The organism is Albimonas marina, from assembly GCF_029223255.1.
Classification (GTDB): domain Bacteria; phylum Pseudomonadota; class Alphaproteobacteria; order Rhodobacterales; family Rhodobacteraceae; genus Albimonas.
In genome coordinates this window covers 49309-67694 of the sequence record NZ_JARHUC010000014.1, presented here as the reverse complement: position 1 = coordinate 67694, position 18386 = coordinate 49309, and the positions used below count along the sequence as shown (strand labels likewise).

The 18386-nt window shown below is 74.0% G+C and carries 15 protein-coding genes and 1 tRNA gene; 9 read left to right on the top strand and 7 right to left on the bottom strand.

Going from position 1 to position 18386, the window contains the following annotated elements:
- Nucleotides 1–201: 201 nt before the first annotated feature.
- Both P2H44_RS25165 and P2H44_RS25160 read right to left on the bottom strand, forming a co-directional pair.
- Complete coding sequence (locus P2H44_RS25165) at nt 202–828, bottom strand: LysE family translocator (protein WP_275768223.1); 627 nt, start codon at nt 826–828, stop codon at nt 202–204.
- Between the two features lie 518 nt (nt 829–1346).
- Nucleotides 1347–2624, bottom strand: coding sequence for a lytic murein transglycosylase (locus P2H44_RS25160; protein ID WP_275768222.1), 1278 nt, complete (start codon nt 2622–2624; stop codon nt 1347–1349).
- 179 nt (nt 2625–2803) lie between these two features.
- On the opposite strand from P2H44_RS25160, the gene P2H44_RS25155 reads away from it, so the two are divergent.
- Nucleotides 2804–3466, top strand: a complete 663-nt coding sequence (locus P2H44_RS25155; protein ID WP_275768221.1) for a nitroreductase — start codon at nt 2804–2806, stop codon at nt 3464–3466.
- Between the two features lie 401 nt (nt 3467–3867).
- On the opposite strand, the gene P2H44_RS25150 is transcribed toward P2H44_RS25155, so the two are convergent.
- The 3 genes from P2H44_RS25150 to P2H44_RS25140 all read right to left on the bottom strand — a co-directional run bounded on the left by P2H44_RS25150 (nt 3868) and on the right by P2H44_RS25140 (nt 7470).
- On the bottom strand, nt 3868–5058 hold the full coding sequence (locus tag P2H44_RS25150) for an aromatic amino acid transaminase (protein ID WP_275768220.1): 1191 nt from the start codon (nt 5056–5058) through the stop codon (nt 3868–3870).
- A gap of 5 nt (nt 5059–5063) precedes the next feature.
- Complete coding sequence (locus P2H44_RS25145) at nt 5064–5894, bottom strand: C40 family peptidase (protein WP_275768219.1); 831 nt, start codon at nt 5892–5894, stop codon at nt 5064–5066.
- Between the two features lie 157 nt (nt 5895–6051).
- Entirely contained in the window at nt 6052–7470 is a 1419-nt protein-coding gene (locus tag P2H44_RS25140; RefSeq protein WP_275768217.1) for a leucyl aminopeptidase family protein, read from the bottom strand.
- A 376-nt stretch (nt 7471–7846) separates the two neighbouring features.
- On the opposite strand from P2H44_RS25140, the gene P2H44_RS25135 reads away from it, so the two are divergent.
- Together P2H44_RS25135 and P2H44_RS25130 are read left to right on the top strand one after the other, a co-directional pair.
- On the top strand, nt 7847–8098 hold the full coding sequence (locus tag P2H44_RS25135; RefSeq protein ID WP_275768216.1) for an accessory factor UbiK family protein: 252 nt from the start codon (nt 7847–7849) through the stop codon (nt 8096–8098).
- A gap of 164 nt (nt 8099–8262) precedes the next feature.
- Nucleotides 8263–8339: transfer RNA gene (locus tag P2H44_RS25130), tRNA-Arg, on the top strand.
- 67 nt (nt 8340–8406) lie between these two features.
- On the opposite strand, the gene P2H44_RS25125 is transcribed toward P2H44_RS25130, so the two are convergent.
- The gene (locus P2H44_RS25125) at nt 8407–9381 is read right to left on the bottom strand and encodes a DMT family transporter (RefSeq protein WP_275768215.1); all 975 of its coding nucleotides are present in this window, start codon (nt 9379–9381) and stop codon (nt 8407–8409) included.
- 594 nt (nt 9382–9975) lie between these two features.
- On the opposite strand from P2H44_RS25125, the gene aroC reads away from it, so the two are divergent.
- The 4 genes from aroC (at nt 9976) to P2H44_RS25105 (ending at nt 14774) form a co-directional block, all read left to right on the top strand.
- Nucleotides 9976–11091, top strand: coding sequence for a chorismate synthase (gene aroC / locus P2H44_RS25120; protein WP_275768214.1), 1116 nt, complete (start codon nt 9976–9978; stop codon nt 11089–11091).
- 526 nt (nt 11092–11617) lie between these two features.
- Nucleotides 11618–13501 carry an ABC transporter ATP-binding protein gene (locus tag P2H44_RS25115; protein WP_275768212.1) on the top strand — a complete coding sequence of 628 codons (1884 nt, stop codon included), beginning with the start codon at nt 11618–11620 and terminating at the stop codon, nt 13499–13501.
- A gap of 3 nt (nt 13502–13504) precedes the next feature.
- Nucleotides 13505–14047 carry a GNAT family N-acetyltransferase gene (locus tag P2H44_RS25110; RefSeq protein WP_275768210.1) on the top strand — a complete coding sequence of 181 codons (543 nt, stop codon included), beginning with the start codon at nt 13505–13507 and terminating at the stop codon, nt 14045–14047.
- Nucleotides 14048–14375: 328 nt separating this feature from the next.
- A complete protein-coding gene (locus P2H44_RS25105) occupies nt 14376–14774 on the top strand; it encodes a DUF2306 domain-containing protein (protein ID WP_275768208.1) in 399 nt (132 codons plus the stop codon).
- A 40-nt stretch (nt 14775–14814) separates the two neighbouring features.
- Here the strand turns inward: P2H44_RS25105 and P2H44_RS25100 are convergent, their stop codons facing one another.
- The gene (locus P2H44_RS25100; RefSeq protein WP_275768206.1) at nt 14815–16065 is read right to left on the bottom strand and encodes a cytochrome P450; all 1251 of its coding nucleotides are present in this window, start codon (nt 16063–16065) and stop codon (nt 14815–14817) included.
- Between the two features lie 425 nt (nt 16066–16490).
- On the opposite strand from P2H44_RS25100, the gene petA reads away from it, so the two are divergent.
- Nucleotides 16491–17051, top strand: a complete 561-nt coding sequence (gene petA / locus P2H44_RS25095; protein ID WP_275768204.1) for a ubiquinol-cytochrome c reductase iron-sulfur subunit — start codon at nt 16491–16493, stop codon at nt 17049–17051.
- Between the two features lie 13 nt (nt 17052–17064).
- Nucleotides 17065–18378, top strand: coding sequence for a cytochrome b (locus P2H44_RS25090; RefSeq protein WP_275768202.1), 1314 nt, complete (start codon nt 17065–17067; stop codon nt 18376–18378).
- Nucleotides 18379–18386: the final 8 nt, after the last annotated feature.

Below are 18386 nucleotides of genomic sequence, written 5' to 3'. Positions count from 1 at the left end.
CGAGCCCATAGGCAATGTGCCGCCCGCAGAAGCCGAAGCCGCATTCCACGCTGCGCTGGAAACGCGCGATGTGGCCGCGTAGCTAACGAACATCGGCCTCCGGCAGACCCGGAGCGGTTCAGAACCAGAAGATCGTTCAACCAAGCGCTGGAACTTACGAGTTCGGCCAATACGGCGCGAGTGTTTTTGCCCACGACCGGACTATGCCCGGTGGCTCAGCGCCGTCAGCGCCCCGGCGCCGATCAGGCCGCCGCCGCCGATGCGGGCCATCCAGGCCGTCACACCGGGGCGGGCGACGCGGGCGCGCATCTCGCCCGCGGCAAGGCCCCACAGGATCGCGTTCACCGTGCCCAGGACCGTGAACGTCGCCACCAGGATCGCCGCCTGCTGGGCGTAGCCGCGGGCGGGGTCGATGAACTGCGGGGCGAAGGCCACGAAGAACACCAGGCCCTTGGGGTTCAGGAGCGTGACCAGGAAGGCCTGGCGGAACATGCGCGCGCGCGAGGGCGCGCGGCGGGCGAGCGCCCGGCCCGCTCCGGCCCCGCCCGCGCCGCGCCACATCTTCACGCCGAGCCACACCAGGTAGGCCGCGCCCGCCCATTTCACGATCGTGTAGAGCGTGACCGAGGCCGCCAGCACCGCCCCCATCCCCGCCAGCGAGACCGAGGTCGCGATCAGGTCGCCCAGCGTGACGCCCGCCGCCGCGGCGGGGACCGAGCGTCGCCCCTCGCCCAGCGCGAAACCCACCACCAGCAGCACCGTGGGGCCGGGGATCGCCACCAGCACCGCGCTCGCGGCCGCGAAGGCCAGCCAGAGTCCCAGATCCATCGCCCGCGCTCCCGTTCGGTCCCAAGAATAGGGCGAGCAAAGACACGGGCCGGCGTCGCCTGCAAGCGTCGAGGCGGCCGGACAGGGGCGGGAGCGACAGGGCTGGGGGGCGGCGCCGAGCGGTCGGGAGGGAGGCGCCGCGTCGAACGCCGCGCCCTTGGGGGAGGGTTCCTCCCGCGGCGCGCGGCTGGCGTCGGCGCAGGCGGCGAGGGGTCCTGGCGCGGAGGTCGTCCGCCAACGGCGACGGGGCGCACCGGCGAGGTTAAACGGACGGCGACCTGCCGCCCCGAACGTCGGCGGGGCTGAGGCAGGGGATCCTGTCGGAAGGGTCGCCCGAAGACGGCGACAGGCGGCGCGGCGAGGCTCGGGGAACGGCGGCCGGCCGACGCCGCCGGTTCGTCCCCCCTGCCCCACGCGCCTCCGCCCGCCGCGCGCCGCGGGCGGGGCCGGCGGACGGGCGCGAGGGTCGACGCGGCGCCCCCCGCCGGGGGTCCGGCGCGGGGGTCAAGGAGAGGGGCTCAGCCCCCGGCCTGGCGGAGCGCGTCGAGCAGGGCCGCGTTCTCGTAACCGTCGGGCGTCATCCCGCGGGACCGCTGGAAGGCGCGGATCGCGTCGCGGCTGTCGGGGCCGATGATGCCGTCGACGCCCTTGGTGTCGTAGCCCAGCGCCGTCAGACGCTCCTGCATCTCGATCTTCTGGGTCCGCGACAGGGGCTTGTCGCCCCGCGGCCAGGGAGCCTGAACGCCGGGCTTGCCCACGATCCGGTCGCCCAGCAGGCCCACGGCCAGCGCGTAGGAGGTCGAGTTGTTGTAGCGCTTGATCACCCGGAAGTTCTTCCAGGTGATGAAGGCGGGGCCCTTGGCGCCCGCCGGCGCCTCGATCACCGCCTCGCCATGGTCGGGCAGCGCGCCGCCGCCGTAGGGCGCCACGCCCATCGCCGCCCAGGCCGAGGTCGGGCGGGAGGCGCCGGTCGTCGCGTAGTCGAAGCCCGAGGGCAGGCGCACCTCCATCCCCCAGGGCTGGCCCATGGTCCAGCCGAAGCGGGCGAGGTAGTTGGCGGTCGAGGCGAGCGCGTCCTCGGCGTCCTCCGACCACAGGTCGCGGCGCCCGTCGCCGGCATGGTCGACGGCGTAGGCCTCGAAGCTGGTAGGGATGAACTGGGTGTGGCCCATCGCGCCGGCCCAGGAGCCGACCATCCGCTCGGGCGTGATGTCGCCGGCCTGGATGATGCGCAGGGCGGAGATCAGCTGCTCCTCGGCGAAGTCGCGCCGGCGGCCCTCGTAGGCGAGGGTGGCGAGGGATTCGATCACCGGGATCGAGCCGTAGTTGGCGCCGAAGGCGCTCTCCAGCCCCCAGATGGCGAGGACGTACTGGCGGTCGACGTTGTAGCGCGCCTCGATCCCGTCGAGCATGGCGCGCTTGTCGGCCAGCTTCTGGCGCCCGGTGGCGACGCGGGTGTCGGAGACGGCGCTGTCGAGATACTCCCAGATCGGGCGCGAGAACTCGGGCTGGTAGGCGTCGAGCTCCAGCACCTTCTGGTTCACGCCGACGTTTCGGAAGGCCGCGTCGAAGACGTCGCCGCGGATCCCTTCGGAAAGCGCCTTGGCGCGGAAGCCGCGCTTCCAGCTCTGGAAATCCGCGGGCGCGGGGGCGGGCGCCTGCGCCTGGCTCTGGGCCGCGGGGCGCGAGGGGGGCGAGCTCTCGACGCTGCGGGGGCCTTCGGCCGAGGCGCAGCCGGCCGCGGCCGCAGCCAGGATCGCGCCCGTGAGGATTCGCGGGGTTCGGGTTCGGGACATCATGCCTCCGCCTGAAGCGCGCGCACGCGTCCCGTTCGTCGGGATCGCCGCCGCGCGTCTGCTCTGCTTTGGGCGCCACGGTATCTTGAGCCCGGGGCCGAAAAAAGGCGAGGGTGCGCGGGACAAGCGCGACCGCCCAGCGGAATCGGCGCGGCGCGCAGCGATTGGAGGAGACGTACATGAAAGTCAGCGAAGCGGTGGAGCGGCGGATCTCGGCGCGGGCCTTCCTGAAGGATCCCGTCCCGCGCGAGGTGATCGAGCGGGTGCTGACCCGCGCCGCCCGGGCGCCGTCCGGGGGCAACCTCCAGCCCTGGATCGTGACCGTGGTGCAGGACGCCAAGCTCGAGGAGCTGCTGGGCCAGGTGGCCGCGAAGCTCGAGGGCGAGGGCCCGGACGTGATGGAATACGAGGTCTACCCGCCGAACCTGCACGAGCCCTACCGCTCGCGCCGCTTCGGGGTGGGCGAGGCGATGTACAAGCTGCTGGGGATCGAGCGGGCGGACAAGGCGGGCCGGCTGCGCTGGTTCGCGAACAACTACCGCTTCTTCGGGGCCCCCGCCGCGCTGTTCGTGCACGTGGACCGCAAGATGGGCGCGCCGCAGTGGTCGGACCTGGGCATGTACCTGCAGACGGTGATGCTGCTGTTCCAGGAGGAGGGCTACGACACCTGCGCGCAGGAGGCCTGGGGCCGCTTCTACACCACGGTCGACAAGTTCGTCGGCGCGGACCCGCAGACGATGCTGTTCTGCGGCATGGCGATCGGCAAGATCGACGCGGCGCACCCGGTCAACAAGCTCCGCTCCGAGCGCGCCCCGACCGAGGAGTGGCTGCGCTTCATGTGAGGCCTCGACTGAAGGGCGACGGGGGGCGGCAGGCGGGACGCGCCCGCCCCCTCCGCCCGCCCTCGCCGTAGCCGCGCGCGGGAGGCCCCGGGTCGCGCCCGAGGCGCGCCCCCTGCCCCGCGGGATGCGGCGGAAGGCGAGTCGGGTCGCGGGTCAAGGCTCGCGAAGCGACCCCGCGCCAGCGGGGCTTGGCCTTGAGGCGCGGCCCGACTCGGCCAGCACGCTCGCCAGAGGCCGGCCCTGCCGGCCGTCTCAGCAAAATGCGAACAGCTTCCCCCGATCCCGACGCCGGGGGTCGCCTCGCCTCCCGCCCCCGGAACCGGCGCCCACAAGCGAAACATCCGGCAAGCGCCGCGAGCGGAACGCCCGCGACGGGCGAGACGCCCGACGCGGCGCCCGGGTCAGGCCGGCGCGCCGGCGACGTCGAGCAGCGCCTCGGCCACGCGGTCCGCGTCCTCGACCCGCATCCCGGCCACGTTCACCCGGCCGCCGGCGACCGCGTAGATGCCGTGGACCTCGCGCAGGCGCTCGACCTGGGCCTTGTCGAGCCCCAGCAGCGAGAAGATCCCGCGCTGCTCGGCCACGAAGCCCCAGCCCTGGCCGCCGGGGCGGGCGGCCAGCGCCTCGGCCAGCGCCCGGCGGTTGCCGTTGATGCGGTCCCGCATCGCGGCGAGCTCGGTCCGCCAGTCCTCGGCCAGCGCCTGATCCTCCAGCACCGCGCGCACCAGCGCGCCGCCGTGGTCGGGGGGCATCGAGTAGACCATGCGGGTGACCGCCTCGAGCCCCTCCTGCGCCGCCTGCTTGAGCGCGGGGGTGGAGGCGTGGGCGTAGACCGCGCCCGCCCGCTCCCGGTAGAGGCCGAAGTTCTTCGAGCACGACGCGCCCATCAGCGCCTCGGGGACCATGCTCATCACCGTGCGCATGCCGGCGCAGTCGCGCTCCCACCCGTCGCCGAAGCCGGCGTAGGCCATGTCGAAGACCGGCAGCCAGCCGCGGCGGGCGGCGATGGCGCCGATCTCGGCCCACTGCTCCGGGGTGGGATCGACGCCGGTGGGGTTGTGGCAGCAGGCGTGCAGCAGGACGGCGTCGCCGGGGCCCAGCGTCTCCAGCGCCTCGGCGGCGGCCGCGAAGTCGAGCGCGCGGCCGGCGCGGTCGAGCCAGGGGTATTCGCCCAAGCCCAGCCCTGCGCCGCGGAACAGGTTGGGATGGTTGGGCCAGGTGGGCGTGGGCAGCCAGACGCGGGTCTGGGGCGCCGCGCGCCGGATCAGCAGCGCCAGGATCCACAGCGCGCCCGAGCCGCCGGCGGCCTGGACCATGGCGCTCCCGGCGGTCAGGGGCGCGCCCAGCAGCGCCTCGCCCAGCAGGCGGCAGAACTCGAGATCGCCGGGCAGGCCCACGTAGGTCTTGGTGGTCTGGGCGGCGACCAGGCGCTCCTCGGCGGTCTGCACGGCGCGGAAGACGGGGGTGGCGCCGGTCTCGTCGCGATAGACGCCGACGCCGAGGTCGATCTTGTCGGTCCGCGGGTCGGCGCGGTAGCGGGCCATCAGCGCCAGGATGGCGTCGGGCTCGGCCTTGGGGAGGGTCTCGAACATCGCTCTCAGTCCAGCCGCCGGAAGCCGGTGGGGGCGCCGGCGTCGCTGGCCCCGATCCGGGAGACGGCCTGGGCGAGCGGCTCCACCGCGCAGGCCATGTGGTGGGCGTTGGCATGCAGAAGCCGGTCGGAGTCAAGCATCACCCCGACATGGCCCTTCCAGAACACCAGGTCGCCGCGCTGCAGGCGCTGGGGCTCGACCGGGCGGCCGAGCGCGGCCTGCATGTCGGAATCCCGCGGGCAGTCGAAGCCGGCCGCGTGGCGTGCGACCTGCACCAGGCCCGAGCAGTCGATGCCCGCGGCCGAGCCGCCGCCCCACAGGTAGGGCGTCCCGAGGAAGGCCTCGGCGACCGCCACCCAGTCGGCCTCGGCGCTCGTGGCCTCGGCCACGTGGACGGCGGGGACGCAGCCCTCGGCGCAGACCAGGAACGCGCCCTCGATCCGGCCGCGCAGGCGGGCGTCGAGGCTGAGATGGGCCACCGGCACGGTCTTGATGTCGGGAGCGGGATAGAGGGTGGAGCGCACGGCCCGGACCCGGTGCGTGGGCGCGGCGCCGGCGGGCGCGAGCGCCGCGGCCGGCACGTAGCCCACGTAGCCGTCCCGCGCGGCCTGCCCCCAGGCGAGACCGTCGGCGGTCTCGTAGACCTCGAACTCCGCGCCCATCAGCAGCTCGGAGGCGAAGCCCGTCGCGCCGGGGCGCGAGAACAGGGGCGCGGTCGGCGCGGTCACCCGCATGGGCGTGGGGGCGACGTAGCGCTCGGCCTCGACGCGGCCGCGCAGGCGTTCGGCCGCGAGGTCGGGGCGGGCGGGGGTCAGGCGGGGATCGTAGGCGGCCATGGGGCCTCGTGATGCTGTCGGGCGCCGGGCGCGGCGCGGAAACGGGGGCGCCCCGGGACCGGGCCCCGGGGCCGGGTTTCCGGCGCGCGCCGCGGGGAGGGGCGCGCGCCGGGAGAGGAGGCGCCTGTGGGCGCCGAAAGAGGTCCCGTCCGCCGGCTCAGGCCGGGTGGCGGTCGCACAGGACGGCGAAGGCCGCGCGGGTCGCCATCGCCTCGCCGCCCTTGGGCCGGCCGGGCTTGGTCGCCTGGGTCCAGCCGTAGACGTCGAAATGGGCGAAGGCGCGCGCATTCTCTACGAAGCGGCGCAGGAACAGGGCCGCGGTGATCGCACCGGCCATGCCGCCCGAGGGGGCGTTGTCGAGATCGGCGATCCCCGGCTCGATCTTCTCCTCGTAGCCCGGCCAGAAGGGCATGCGCCACATCGGGTCGCGCACCCGGTGGGAGGCGTCGGTCAGCTCCATCGCCAGGATCTGGTCGTCGGTGAAGAAGGGCGGCAGCTCGGGGCCCAGCGCCACGCGGGCGGCGCCGGTCAGGGTGGCCCAGCAGAGCAGGACCTCGGGGCTCTCCTCGTCCGCCAGCGCCAGCGCGTCGGCCAGCACCAGGCGGCCCTCGGCGTCGGTGTTGTTGATCTCGACCGTCAGGCCCTTGCGCGAGGTCAGGATGTCGCCGGGCCGGAAGGAGGCGGAGGAGACGGCGTTCTCGGCCGACGGCACCAGCACCCGCAGGCGCACCGGCAGGCCCTGGGCCATGACCATCCGCGCGAGTCCCAGGACGCTGGCCGCCCCGCCCATGTCCTTCTTCATCAGCCCCATCGAGGCGCCGGGCTTGAGGTTCAGGCCGCCGGTGTCGAAGGCGATGCCCTTGCCCACCAGCGTGATCTTGGGCGCATCGGGATCGCCCCATGTCAGGTCGATCAGGCGCGGCTCCCGCCCAGGCGCCGCGGCGCGGCCGACGGCGTGGACGAGGGGGAAGTTGGCCGCGAGCAGGTTGTCGCCGACGGTCGAGGCGACCTCGGCCCCGAACTCGGCGGCCAGCGCGCGGGCGGCGGCCTCGATCTCGGCGGGGCCCATGTCGTTGGCGGGCGTGTCGATCAGCCAGCGGGTCAGGGCGACGCCGTCGGCGATACGGTGCAGGCGCTCGGCGTCCACGGTCTCGGGGACCGCGAGGCGGACGTCCTTCGGCTCGGCCCCCTTGCGGTAGCGGTCGAAGCGGGTGCGCGAGAGGAGCCAGCCCAGCGCCGCCTCGGCCTGGCGCTCCTCGGGCGCCTCGAGCGCCCAGGCGCCTTCGGGCAGCTCGCCTGCCGCCTTGCCGAGATCGAAGCGGGAACGGGCGCGCGCCGCGGCGTCGCCGCCGCCGAAGAGCGCCAGCGCCGGCGCGCCGCCGGGGCCCGGCACGAGGCAGAGCTGACCCAGGCGCGCGCGGAAGCCGGCGCCCTCCACCCAGGCGCGCTGGGCGGGGGTCAGCGCGCCCAGCGCCGTCTCCAGCGCGTCGGCGTCGACGAGGCGCAGGGGGCGGGCGTCGGGGACCTCGCCGACCAGCAGGCGGTCGGCGCGCGGAAGGGGGGCGGGGTCGGTCATCGGGTTCCTCTCGTTCGGCCCGCGCAGCCTAGCGGGCCGGCGGGCGGGCGCAAGGCGGCAGGGAGGCGGCGAGGCGGAAGGGACGGGCGGACGGGGCGAAGCGGAGGCGGACCGCACGCCGCCTCGACCGGACGTCGGTCCCGAGGGGGCGTCGAGCCCCCTCGGCCCCGGCGCCGCGGCAGGCCGCGTCGTCCACCGCCCGCCGGCGACGGCGGCGCCGGCGCGGGGTCGATGCGGGCGCGCCCTTTCCGGCCTGCCCCGGCCCTCCGTCCTTCCGGTTCCCGCGCGCCCCCTCCGGCCTCCCCCGCGGCGGCGCGTCGGGTGGCGAATCGGGATCGCGCGCCCCATATCCCTTGCAACCGCCAAGGAGATCGCGATGCAGACCCGCAGCCCGTTTTTCGACGACCTGAGCCGCCTGATGACCTCGGCCGCCGGCGTGGCCCAGGGCGCGCGCAGCGAGGCCGAGACCGCCTTCCGCGGCTTCGTCGAGCGCTGGATGGCCGAGAACAACTTCGTCACCCGCGAGGAGTTCGACGCCGTGCGCGAGATGGCCGTGAAGGCCCGCGAGGAGAACGAGGACCTCAAGGCCCGTCTCGACGCGCTGGAGGCGAAGCTCGCCGCCGAGTGAGCCGCCCCCGCCGCGCGCCCCGCGCCGGCCGGTTTCCGACCCGAGCCCCCTGAGCCCCCGACGGACCTCCGCCGGGGGCTTCGTCCTGCGCGGCGCCCGTCCCGCGGGGAAGGGCCCCGCGCCGCGTTGACCGACGCAGGCGGGCGGTCTAGACCGCGGTCGGCGGCCCCGTGGCTCAACTGGATAGAGCAGCCCCCTCCTAAGGGGCAGGTTACAGGTTCGAATCCTGTCGGGGTCACCATCCCCTTCCGCCCGATGTCGCCGCCCCTTCCGGGGAGGGCCGGCGCGTGCGCGGCGGAGCGTCGGGCTCAGCCGAAGGGCGGGGTGCGGGCGGAGCGCGAGGCGCGCCGCTCGATCCCCAGGCGTCGCTCGCGCCAGATGATCAGGATCCCCGAGACGGTGACCAGCGCCGCGCCGGCGATCACCACCAGCGTGGGCGCCTCGCCGAACAGGAAGAAGCCGATGGCCACGGCGAGGATCATCGAGACGTATTCGAAGGGCGCGATCACCGCCGCCTCGGCGTAGCGGTAGGAGGAGGTCAGCAGGATCTGGCCCACGCCCCCCGCGGTGCCGCCCGCGATCAGCAGCAGCCATTGCTCCGCGTCCGGGGTCTTCCAGGCGAAGGGCAGCGCGAGGCCGGCCATCACCGTGCAGGCGGCGGTGAACCAGAAGACGATGGCCGCCGTCGTCTCGGTCTTCGAGAGGCCGCGCACGAAGGTCTGGGCGAGGCCCATCATCACCGCCGCGGTCAGCGCGATCAGCGCCCCCAGCGCGGGCGAGCCCCAGCGGGCGGCCGCCTCGGCCGCGCCCGGGTCCTCGCCCAGCAGCCGCGGCGCCATCACCAGCAGAACCCCCGCGAAGCCCAGCCCGATCGCGGCCATGCGGTAGAGGCGCAGGCGCTCGCCCAGGAAGATCGCGGCGAAGACGGTGATGAACAGGGGGGCCGCGTAGGTGATCGCCACCACCTCGGTCAGCGGCAGCAGGCTCAGCGCCATGAACATGCAGCCCATCGCCGCCATGCCGGCGAGCGAGCGCCAGACGTGCCCCATGGGATTGGGCGTGCGCAGCCCGCCGGGAAGCTCGCCCCGCAGCGCCAGCCAGATCACGATGGGCGGCAGCGCGAAGAAGGAGCGGAAGAACAGCACCTCGACGGTCGGGATCTCCCCGTCCAGCGCCTTGACCGAGGAGGTCAGGCCCATGAGGACCCCGACCGAGATCACCTTGAGCAGGATGCCGGTGAACGGATTGGGGGCGTCTTGCGGGGCGGAGGCGGGCGCGGTCATCGCCCTCCCCTAAGCGAGCCGCGCCGCGCCTGCCAGTGCGCGCGGCGGCGCAGGCGCCGGAGCCGGCGCCCCCCGTTCGGTGAGCGAGCGCATCCGCGCCGCCGCTGCGCCCGGCCCCCGCCCCGCCTCCGCGCCCGGATGCTTCGCTGCGCCGCGACCGCCCCCTGGCTCTCCGCCCGCCCCATGCGCCCCGGCGCGACGCCCGCGGGCCTGCGCGAAGCGCCTGTTCCCCGGAGCCGTCCGTCGCTGATGCCGATCAGAGCGACTCGCGGGGAGGGGTCAGGGATCGCGAAGCGACCCCGCGCAAGCGGGGCTTGTCCTTGACCCCTCCCCGCGAGTCGCTCAGGCATCTTCGGCGACGGACGGCTGCGGGGAGCAGGCGCGGCCCTGTTCCCTGGTGTGCTCCCGAAGCGGCCTTCCGGCTCGTCCCGCGCGCCCCCGCGCAGCCGGCCCGCCGAGCGAGCCCCGCCTCGCGAGGCCCCCTCCGCCGCCGGCGCGCCGCCCGGCGAGGGTCCGCCGGTGCCCCCCGCCCCTTCCTCCCGGCCGCCGCGTCCGCTAAACGGGCCGGCGAGATCAGCCAGGGGACCCCGCCTCATGCCCTTCAACAGCTTCGGCCGCCTGTTTCGCTTCACCACCTGGGGCGAAAGCCATGGGCCGGCGCTCGGCTGCGTGGTCGACGGCGTGCCGCCGGGCGTGCCGGTGAGCGAGGCCGACCTGCAGGTCTGGCTCGACCGCCGCAAGCCGGGGCAGAGCCGCTTCACCACCCAGCGCCGCGAGGCGGACGAGGTGAAGATCCTCTCGGGCGTGTTCGAGGGCGTCACCACCGGCACCCCGGTCAGCCTGATGATCGAGAACACCGACCAGCGCTCGAAGGACTATTCCGAGATCGCGAAGACCTTCCGCCCCGGCCACGCGGATCTCGCCTACTGGCGCAAGTACGGCGTGCGGGACTATCGCGGCGGCGGGCGCTCGTCGGCGCGGGAGACGGCGGCGCGGGTGGCCGCGGGCGGAATCGCCCGGGCGGCGCTGGCGCAGATGCTGCCCGATCTGAAGATCCGCGCGGCGCTGGTGCGCATCGGGACCCACGCGATCGACCGCGACCGCTGGGACTGGGAGGAGTGCGGGCGCAATCCCTTCTGGTCGCCGGACGCGCAGGCCGCCGAGACCTGGACCGCCTATCTCGACGGGCTGCGCAAGTCCGGCAACTCGGTCGGCGCGGTGGTCGAGGTCGTGGCCTCCGGCGTGCCCGAGGGGCTGGGGGCGCCGGTCTACGCCAAGCTCGACCAGGACCTCGCCTCGGCGATGATGTCGATCAACGCGGTCAAGGGCGTCGAGATCGGCGCCGGCATGGGCGCGGCGGAGCTGACCGGCGTCGAGAACGCCGACGAGATCCACATGGGCAACGACGGGCGGCCCGTCTTCACCTCGAACCACGCGGGCGGGGTGCTGGGGGGGATCTCCTCGGGACAGGACGTGGTGGTGCGCTTCGCGGTGAAGCCGACCTCGTCGATCCTGTCGCCGCGCGCCTCCATCGACCTCGAGGGGCGGCCGGCCGAGGTGGTCACCAAGGGGCGGCACGATCCCTGCGTGGGCATCCGGGCCGCGCCGGTGGGCGAGGCGATGATGGCCTGCGTGCTGCTCGATCACGTGCTGCTGAACCGCGGGCAGACCGGGGCGGCGCCGGGGGAGAGCCTGGGGCCGCTGGGCTGATAGCCGGCGAGGGGGAGCCTCCGAGGCGGGGCTCGTCGGCCGGCCGCTTCGCGGGGGCGCGCCGGGGCGCGCCCGGAAGGACGCTCCTGACTCACCAAAGAACAAGGCCCCCGCGCCTGTCCTCCGGTTCCGTCTCTCGCTGAAGATGCCTGAGCGACTCGCCCGCCCCGGTCAAGGACGAGCCCCGCGCAGGCGCGGGGTCGCTTCGCGATCCTGGACCGGGGCGGGCGAGTCGATCTGATCGGCATCAGCGAGAGACGGCTCCGGAGAACAGGCGCTGCCGGCAGGGCCCGGGGCGGGCGTCGCCGGCGCCCGGATCGGAGACGGCGGCCACGGGCGCGCAGGCCGGGGCGCGCCGCGGGCGGGCGGTCCGCCGGGGGCGCGCGAGGAGGCGCGGCGCCTGCGCGAAAGGGGACGGCGGGGCGAAAGTTTCGGCGGCGGGGTTGACCTCGACCATGGTCGAGGACCTATCTGACGCGGGTCCTTCCGCTCGACCGGAGCTTTTCTTGACCTATCCTGCCTGCCCATGCTGACCGCACTGACCCGCCGCGCCGCCGGCCTGTTCGATCCCGACGCGCCCGCGATCGGCCTGCCTCCGCAGGAGTTCCTGGCCTTCTGCCGCTGGGCGCTTCGCGGTTCCTTCCCGGTCTTCTTCCTCGCCATCGCCGCCAACGTGGCGCTGGCCTGGGCGGAGGTCGGCGTCTCCTGGGCCGTGTCCTGGCTGGTGGACGTGGTGGCCGAGGCGGGCCCGGCCCTGACCGAGCCCGACGCCCGCGCCGCCTTCCTGGCCGAGCGGGGGTGGGAGATGGCGCTGCTCGCGATCTTCATCTTCGCCGCGCGGCCGCTGTGCATGGCGGTCAGCTCGGCGTTGATGCAGTTCTCGATCCAGCCGGGGATGTTCCACCAGACCGTGTTCCGGCTGCACCGGCACACGCTGGGCCAGGCGATGTCCTATTTCGAGGACGACTACGCCGGCCGCATCTCGGCCAAGCAGCTGCAGACCGGCACCGCGCTGACCGAGCTCGCCTCCGAGGTCGTGCAGGCGGTGGCCTTCGCGCTCGCCACCATGATCGCCGCGCTGGCGGCGCTGGGGGCGGCGGACTGGCGGCTGACGCTGGGGCTGCTGGGGTGGCTGGTCGTCTACCTCGCCTGGATCGCCTGGATGCTGCCGCGGCTGCGCGCCAAGGCGCGGGCGCGGGCGGACGCGCAGTCGGGGCTCTCGGGACAGCTGGTCGACACGATCTCGCACATGGAGACGGTGAAGCTCTTCGCCCATGCGGGGCGGGAGGAGGACCATGCACGCGAGTCCCTCCAGCGCCTGCGGGAGGCGAAGCTGGATTTCGGCCGCACCGCCTGGATCTACCGGGTGGTGATCGCGGTGCTGGCGGGCGCGCTGCCCGTCGCTCTGGTGGGCACCGCCCTGTGGCTGTGGGCGAGCGGCACGGGATCGCCCGGCGCCGTGGCGCTCTCGGGCCTGCTGAGCCTGCGCATCGGGCAGATGTCGGGCTGGATCAGCTTCACCGCCATGGGCATGTTCGCCAACGCCGGCGTGGTCGAGGACGGGATCCGCACCCTGACGCCCCCGCACCGGCTGGTGGACGCGCCGGGCGCGCGGCCGCTGGCCCGCGCCGAGGGCCGCCTGACCTTCGAGGGCGTGACCTTCAAGTACGGGCAGGAGCGCGAGCGCACCGGCGGCGGGCTGACCGGCTTCTCGCTCGACGTGCATCCGGGGGAGAAGGTGGCGCTGGTGGGCCGCTCCGGCGCGGGCAAGTCGACGGCGATGAAGCTGGCGCTGCGCCTCTACGACCCCGAGGCGGGGCGCATCCTTCTGGACGGGACCGACATCCGCACCCTCGACCAGAACGCCCTGCGCCGGCAGATCGCCTTCGTCACGCAGGACACCGCGATGTTCAACCGCTCCGCGATGGAGAACATCCTCTACGGCCGCCCCGACGCGGGCGTGGAGGAGGCGATGGAGGCCGCCCGCATGGCCGCCGCCCACGAGTTCATCGAGGAGCTGGAGGATTTCCGCGGCCGCGTCGGCTACGAGGCGCGGCTGGGCGAGCGGGGCGTGAAGCTCTCGGGCGGGCAGCGCCAGCGGGTCGCCATCGCGCGGGCGATCCTGAAGGACGCGCCGATCCTGATGCTGGACGAAGCGACCTCGGCGCTGGACTCCGAGACCGAGGCCGAGGTGCAGGAGGCGCTGGAGCGCCTGATGAAGGGCCGTACGGTGGTCGCCATCGCGCACCGTCTGTCGACCATCGCATCGATGGACCGGATCGTGGTGATGGACCAGGGCCGCATCGCCGAGGAGGGGCCGCATGACGCGCTGCTCGCCCGCGGCGGCATCTACGCCGAGCTGTGGGGCCGCCAGTCGGGCGGCTTCATGGGCCTCGACGCGGCGGAATAGGCCGTGGGGCCCGAGAGCCGCGGCCCGGTCTTCGAGACCGCGCGCCTGCGGCTGCGGCCGCGGGGGCCGGGCGACCTCGCCGACTGTCTCGCGCTCGACCGGGATCCGGAGGTGACCCGCTGGATCCCCGGCCCCTGGCGCGATCCCGCCGCCCACGAGGCCTTCGTGCGGGCGCGGATCGAGGCCGAGCATGGCGAGGGCCTGGGCTACTGGGTCGTCGCCCCGCGCGAGGCGCCGGAGCGGTTCCTGGGCTGGATCCTGCTGATCCCCGACGGGGCGGGGGAGATCGAGATCGGCTGGCGGCTGGCCCGCGCCGCCTGGGGCCGGGGCATGGCGACCGAGGCCGCCCTGCCCGTCGCCCGCCACGCCTTCGCGACGGTGGGTCTGGCGCGGGTGGTGGCCGACATCGCGCCGGGCAACGCGGGCTCGCGCCGGGTGGCCGAGAAGATCGGGATGCGCCCGCGCCCCGACGAAAGCCCCGATGCCGACCACCTGCGCCACGTGCTGACGTCCGCGGACCTGCCCGGGGCCGGGCCCGGGGCCTGAGGGCCGGGCGCGATGGCCGCCTGCGGCGAACGCCGCGCGATCGCCCTTCGCCCCTCGGCGCGCGTCGCGCCGCCTGCGCGTAGTCTCCCCCCCTGCCGCCCTCCCCTGCGCGCCGGTCCGCCTGCGGCCGAGGCTCGCCCCGCCGGCGCGCTCCCCTGCCCGCCCCAGGCCCCCGCCCGCCACCGGCGCGGCGGCGGCCCGCCGGCGCCGGCGCTCGGCCGGGACGGGCGCGACGCCGGGGCGCCGGCCTGCGTCGACGCTCGCGCTGGACGGGCCGGTCGGGGGGAGTCAGGAGGTGGGGGGTCGATCCCGGAGCCCGCGCCATGCCATGACCCTCGAGCCGCTGCTGTCCGCCGCCTCCCCGATCCCCTCGCACGCCGTCGCCGCGCTCGGGGCCGTGGCGCTGGGCGCGATGCAGCTGCTGCGGCCGAAGGGCGGGCGCGGGCACCGGGCGATCGGCTGGGCCTTCGTGATCCTGATGACCTGGACGGCGGTCTCGGCGATCTTCGTCTCGACCCTGAAGGTCTGGGGGCCGTTCTCGCCGATCCACCTGCTGATCCCAGTGACGCTGGTCGCGCTGTGGTCGGGCGTGCGTCAGGCGCGGGCGGGGGACGTCGCCGGCCACCGGCGGGCGATGATCCTGCTCTACGTCCTCGCCCTGCTGATCACCGGCGGGTTCACGCTGCTGCCCGGGCGGGTCATGCACGCGGTCCTGTTCGGCGGCTGAGCCCGCCGCCCGCGACGCGCGGGCGGCGGGCCGGGCCGGGTCAGAGACGGATGCGCGTCTCCGGCAGGCCGCGGGTGCCGCCGAGGCCGCGCAGGACCGGGGGCTCGCCCACCAGCTCGGCGTCCGGCGCCTCCTGCGCCAGCACCACCAGGGCCTCCTCCAGCTCCGCCCGGGCCAGCGCCTCGCCGAGGCAGCGGTGGGCGCCGGCGCCGAAGACCGGGTGCAGCTTGGGGTGGTCGTCGCGGGCGATGTCGAAGACCTCGGGCCGCGCGTAGACCTTCGGATCGCGCAGCGCGCCGAGGAGCGAGGCCGCCAGGTACGTGCCCTTCTTCACCGCGACGCCCGCGATCTCGAAATCCGCGATGGCGAGGCGCGGGATCGAGCCGACGACGGGGTCGAAGCGCAGGCACTCGGCGGCGGCGGAGACCTTCAGCCCCTCGGGATCCGCCTTCAGGGCGGCCCATTGCTCGGGCCGCGCGAGGATCTGGGCGAAGCCGGAGGCGAGCGCCATGCGGGTGGTGTCGGCGCCGCCCAGCACCACGGTCGCGACCTGGGTGCGGATCTCGTCCTCGGAGAGGTCGGCGTCCTGCACCTTGGCCAGGAACTCGGTCAGGAAATCCTCGCGCGGGCGGGCGCGGCGCTCGTCCAGCAGGCGGGCGGCGTAGCGCACCAGCTCCGCCATGTCGTGGTCGGCCTCGTCCAGCACCTCCTTGGAGCGGAACGACAGCCCGCGCGAGGCGCCGTAGACCACCTGGGTGAAGTGGGGGATGTCCTCGGCCGGCAGGCCGAGGATGCCGGCGATCATGCGCGCGGCGATCTGGCCGGAGAACTCCTGCGCGAAATCGACCTCGCGCCCCTTCAGCCCGGCCAGCAGGTCGCGCGCCTGGACGGCGATCTCGCCGCGCAGCGCGTTCATCAGCGGATGGGCGAAGGCGCGGGCCAGCGGGCCGCGGCGGGCGCGGTGGCGGTCGTCGTTGGCGAAGAGGAGCGAGAGGTCGAAGAAGTCGTAGACCGCCCCCGAGCTCCGCCCCTGCATCAGCATCGCCTCGAGCCCCACCTGCCGGGTGTAGCGGGGATCGACCGCGCGCCACAGGTCGTCGTGGCCGAAGAGGGTGACGATGCCGTAGCGGTCGACGGCCGCGGGGCCCTGGGCGCGCCAGTGGGCGATGAAGTCGTGGTCGGTCCAGCCCTCGGGCCGCGGCTCGAACCGCGGCAGGTCGCGCAGCGCCACGGCAGGGGCGGAGGCGTCGGGCGCGTCGGGGTCGGGACGGGCGGCGTCGGCTCGGGTCATCAGGGTCCTCCCACGGCGGGCGCGGTTGCTCCGCGCTCCAGGCCTCGCAGGCTTGGCGATTCTGACGTTGGCGTCAACGTGGACGGCGCGGAAGCCGGACGACGGCGGCGCCGGCCGGCCGGCCGACAGGGAATCGGTCGCGACGTCGCGGCGGGCCGGCCGGCCGTCGCGTCGCCCCAGGCCGGCGGGGCCTGGCGGATCGGGGGGCGTGCCGATGCGGGACGGCCTCGGTCCGGCCGAAATGCGGCGTCTCTGCGTCGCCCTGTCTCTGGACCTGTGGGGCGGGGACGGCTAATCGGGCGGCGGAATGGTCTCCGCCTGCAAGCGGCGGCCGCCTCAGACATATCGTCCCGCCAGCCGCGTCAGCGCCAGCCGGAAAGCCGACGCGGACGGGGCCGGGGAAGAACGCGAAGGGGGACTGCCACGTGGCCCACGCAGAATCGGACGCCGAACCGACGCGCCGGGATTTCCTCTACATCGCCACGGCGGCGGCCGGCGCCGTGGGCGTCGGCGCCGCGGTGTGGCCTGCCATCGACCAGATGAACCCGTCGGCCGACGTCCTGGCGCTCGCCTCGATCAACGTCGACATCTCGGCTCTGGAAGAAGGCAGCCAGCTGACGGTGAAGTGGCGCGGCAAGCCGGTGTTCATCCGGTACCGCACCGAGAAGGAGATCGAGGAGGCCCGGGCCGTCCCCATGGACGACCTCAAGGACCCGATCGCGCGCAACGACAACAAGCCCGCCGACGCCCCCGCGACCGATGAGGATCGCGCGCTGGACGCCGAGGGCAAATACCTGGTGATGCTGGGCGTGTGCACCCATCTGGGCTGCGTGCCGATCGGGGAGGCCGGCGATTTCGACGGCTGGTTCTGCCCGTGCCACGGCTCCCACTACGACACCGCCGGCCGCATCCGCAAAGGCCCGGCCCCGCAGAACCTTCTGGTCCCCGTCGCCGCGCTGAACGACGGCGTCGTGAAGCTGGGCTGAGGAGACGACCGAGATGGCTGGCATCCCGCACGAGCATTACGAGCCCAAGTCCGGGTTCGAGAAGTGGCTTCATTCCCGCCTTCCGATCGGCGGAATGATCTACGACACCCTGATGATCCCCACGCCCAAGAACCTGAACTGGATGTGGATCTGGGGCATCATCCTGACCTTCTGCCTCGTCATGCAGATCGTCACCGGCATCATCCTGGTGATGCACTACACCCCCCACGTGGACATGGCCTTCGCCTCGGTCGAGCACATCATGCGCGACGTGAACGGCGGCTGGCTGATCCGCTACGTGCACGCGAACGGCGCCTCGCTGTTCTTCGTGGCGGTGTATTTCCACATCTTCCGCGGCCTCTACTACGGATCGTACAAGGCCCCGCGCGAGATCACCTGGATCATCGGCGTCCTGATCTACCTCGCCATGATGGCGACGGCGTTCATGGGCTACGTCCTGCCCTGGGGCCAGATGTCCTTCTGGGGCGCGACCGTGATCACCAACCTGTTCTCGGCGCTGCCGCTGGTGGGCGAGCCCATCGTGCAGTGGCTGTGGGGCGGCTTCGCCGTCGACAACCCCACCCTGAACCGGTTCTTCTCGCTGCACTACCTGCTGCCCTTCGTGATCGCGGGCCTGGTGGCGGTGCACATCTGGGCCTTCCACTCGACCGGCAACAACAACCCCACCGGGGTTGAGGTCCGCCGCGGCTCGATCGAAGAGGCCAAGAAGGACACCGTTCCGTTCTGGCCGTACTACGTGATCAAGGACCTGTTCGCCCTGGCGGTCGTCCTGCTGATCTTCGTGGTGTTCGTCTTCTACATGCCGAACTACCTGGGCCACGCCGACAACTACATCGAGGCGAACCCGCTCTCGACGCCGGCGCACATCGTCCCCGAGTGGTACTTCCTGCCCTTCTACGCGATCCTGCGCGCCATCACCTTCGACATCTGGTTCATCGACTCGAAGCTCGGCGGCGTGCTGGCCATGTTCGGCTCGATCGCGGTGCTGGCGCTGGCGCCGTGGCTGGACACCAGCCGCGTCCGCTCGGGCCGCTACCGTCCGAAGTTCAAGATCTGGTTCTGGATCTTCGTCGTCGACTTCTTCGTCCTGATGTGGTGCGGCGGCCAGCCGGCCGAGGGCCTGATCCCGACGATCTCGCTGATCGGCACCATCTACTGGTTCGGCTACTTCCTGGTCATCCTGCCCCTGCTGGGCCTGATGGAGACCCCGAAGCCGCAGCCCGCCACCATCGAGGAAGACTTCGACCGGATGATGGACGAGAAGTACGCCAAGAAGAGCGGCGCCGCCGCCACGCCCGCCGAGTGAGCCGGGGA

Excerpts from the sequence above, each read along its gene's own strand:
- P2H44_RS25090 (WP_275768202.1), top strand. The coding sequence starts at position 17,065 with ATGGCTGGCATCCCGCACGAGCATTACGAGCCCAAGTCCGGGTTCGAG.
- P2H44_RS25105 (WP_275768208.1), top strand. The coding sequence starts at position 14,376 with ATGACCCTCGAGCCGCTGCTGTCCGCCGCCTCCCCGATCCCCTCGCAC.
- P2H44_RS25150 (WP_275768220.1), bottom strand. The coding sequence starts at position 5,058 with ATGTTCGAGACCCTCCCCAAGGCCGAGCCCGACGCCATCCTGGCGCTG.
- P2H44_RS25145 (WP_275768219.1), bottom strand. The coding sequence starts at position 5,894 with ATGGCCGCCTACGATCCCCGCCTGACCCCCGCCCGCCCCGACCTCGCG.
- P2H44_RS25140 (WP_275768217.1), bottom strand. The coding sequence starts at position 7,470 with ATGACCGACCCCGCCCCCCTTCCGCGCGCCGACCGCCTGCTGGTCGGC.
- P2H44_RS25115 (WP_275768212.1), top strand. The coding sequence starts at position 11,618 with ATGCTGACCGCACTGACCCGCCGCGCCGCCGGCCTGTTCGATCCCGAC.
- aroC (WP_275768214.1), top strand. The coding sequence starts at position 9,976 with ATGCCCTTCAACAGCTTCGGCCGCCTGTTTCGCTTCACCACCTGGGGC.
- P2H44_RS25125 (WP_275768215.1), bottom strand. The coding sequence starts at position 9,381 with ATGACCGCGCCCGCCTCCGCCCCGCAAGACGCCCCCAATCCGTTCACC.
- P2H44_RS25155 (WP_275768221.1), top strand. The coding sequence starts at position 2,804 with ATGAAAGTCAGCGAAGCGGTGGAGCGGCGGATCTCGGCGCGGGCCTTC.
- P2H44_RS25100 (WP_275768206.1), bottom strand. The coding sequence starts at position 16,065 with ATGACCCGAGCCGACGCCGCCCGTCCCGACCCCGACGCGCCCGACGCC.
- P2H44_RS25160 (WP_275768222.1), bottom strand. The coding sequence starts at position 2,624 with ATGTCCCGAACCCGAACCCCGCGAATCCTCACGGGCGCGATCCTGGCT.
- P2H44_RS25135 (WP_275768216.1), top strand. The coding sequence starts at position 7,847 with ATGCAGACCCGCAGCCCGTTTTTCGACGACCTGAGCCGCCTGATGACC.
- P2H44_RS25165 (WP_275768223.1), bottom strand. The coding sequence starts at position 828 with ATGGATCTGGGACTCTGGCTGGCCTTCGCGGCCGCGAGCGCGGTGCTG.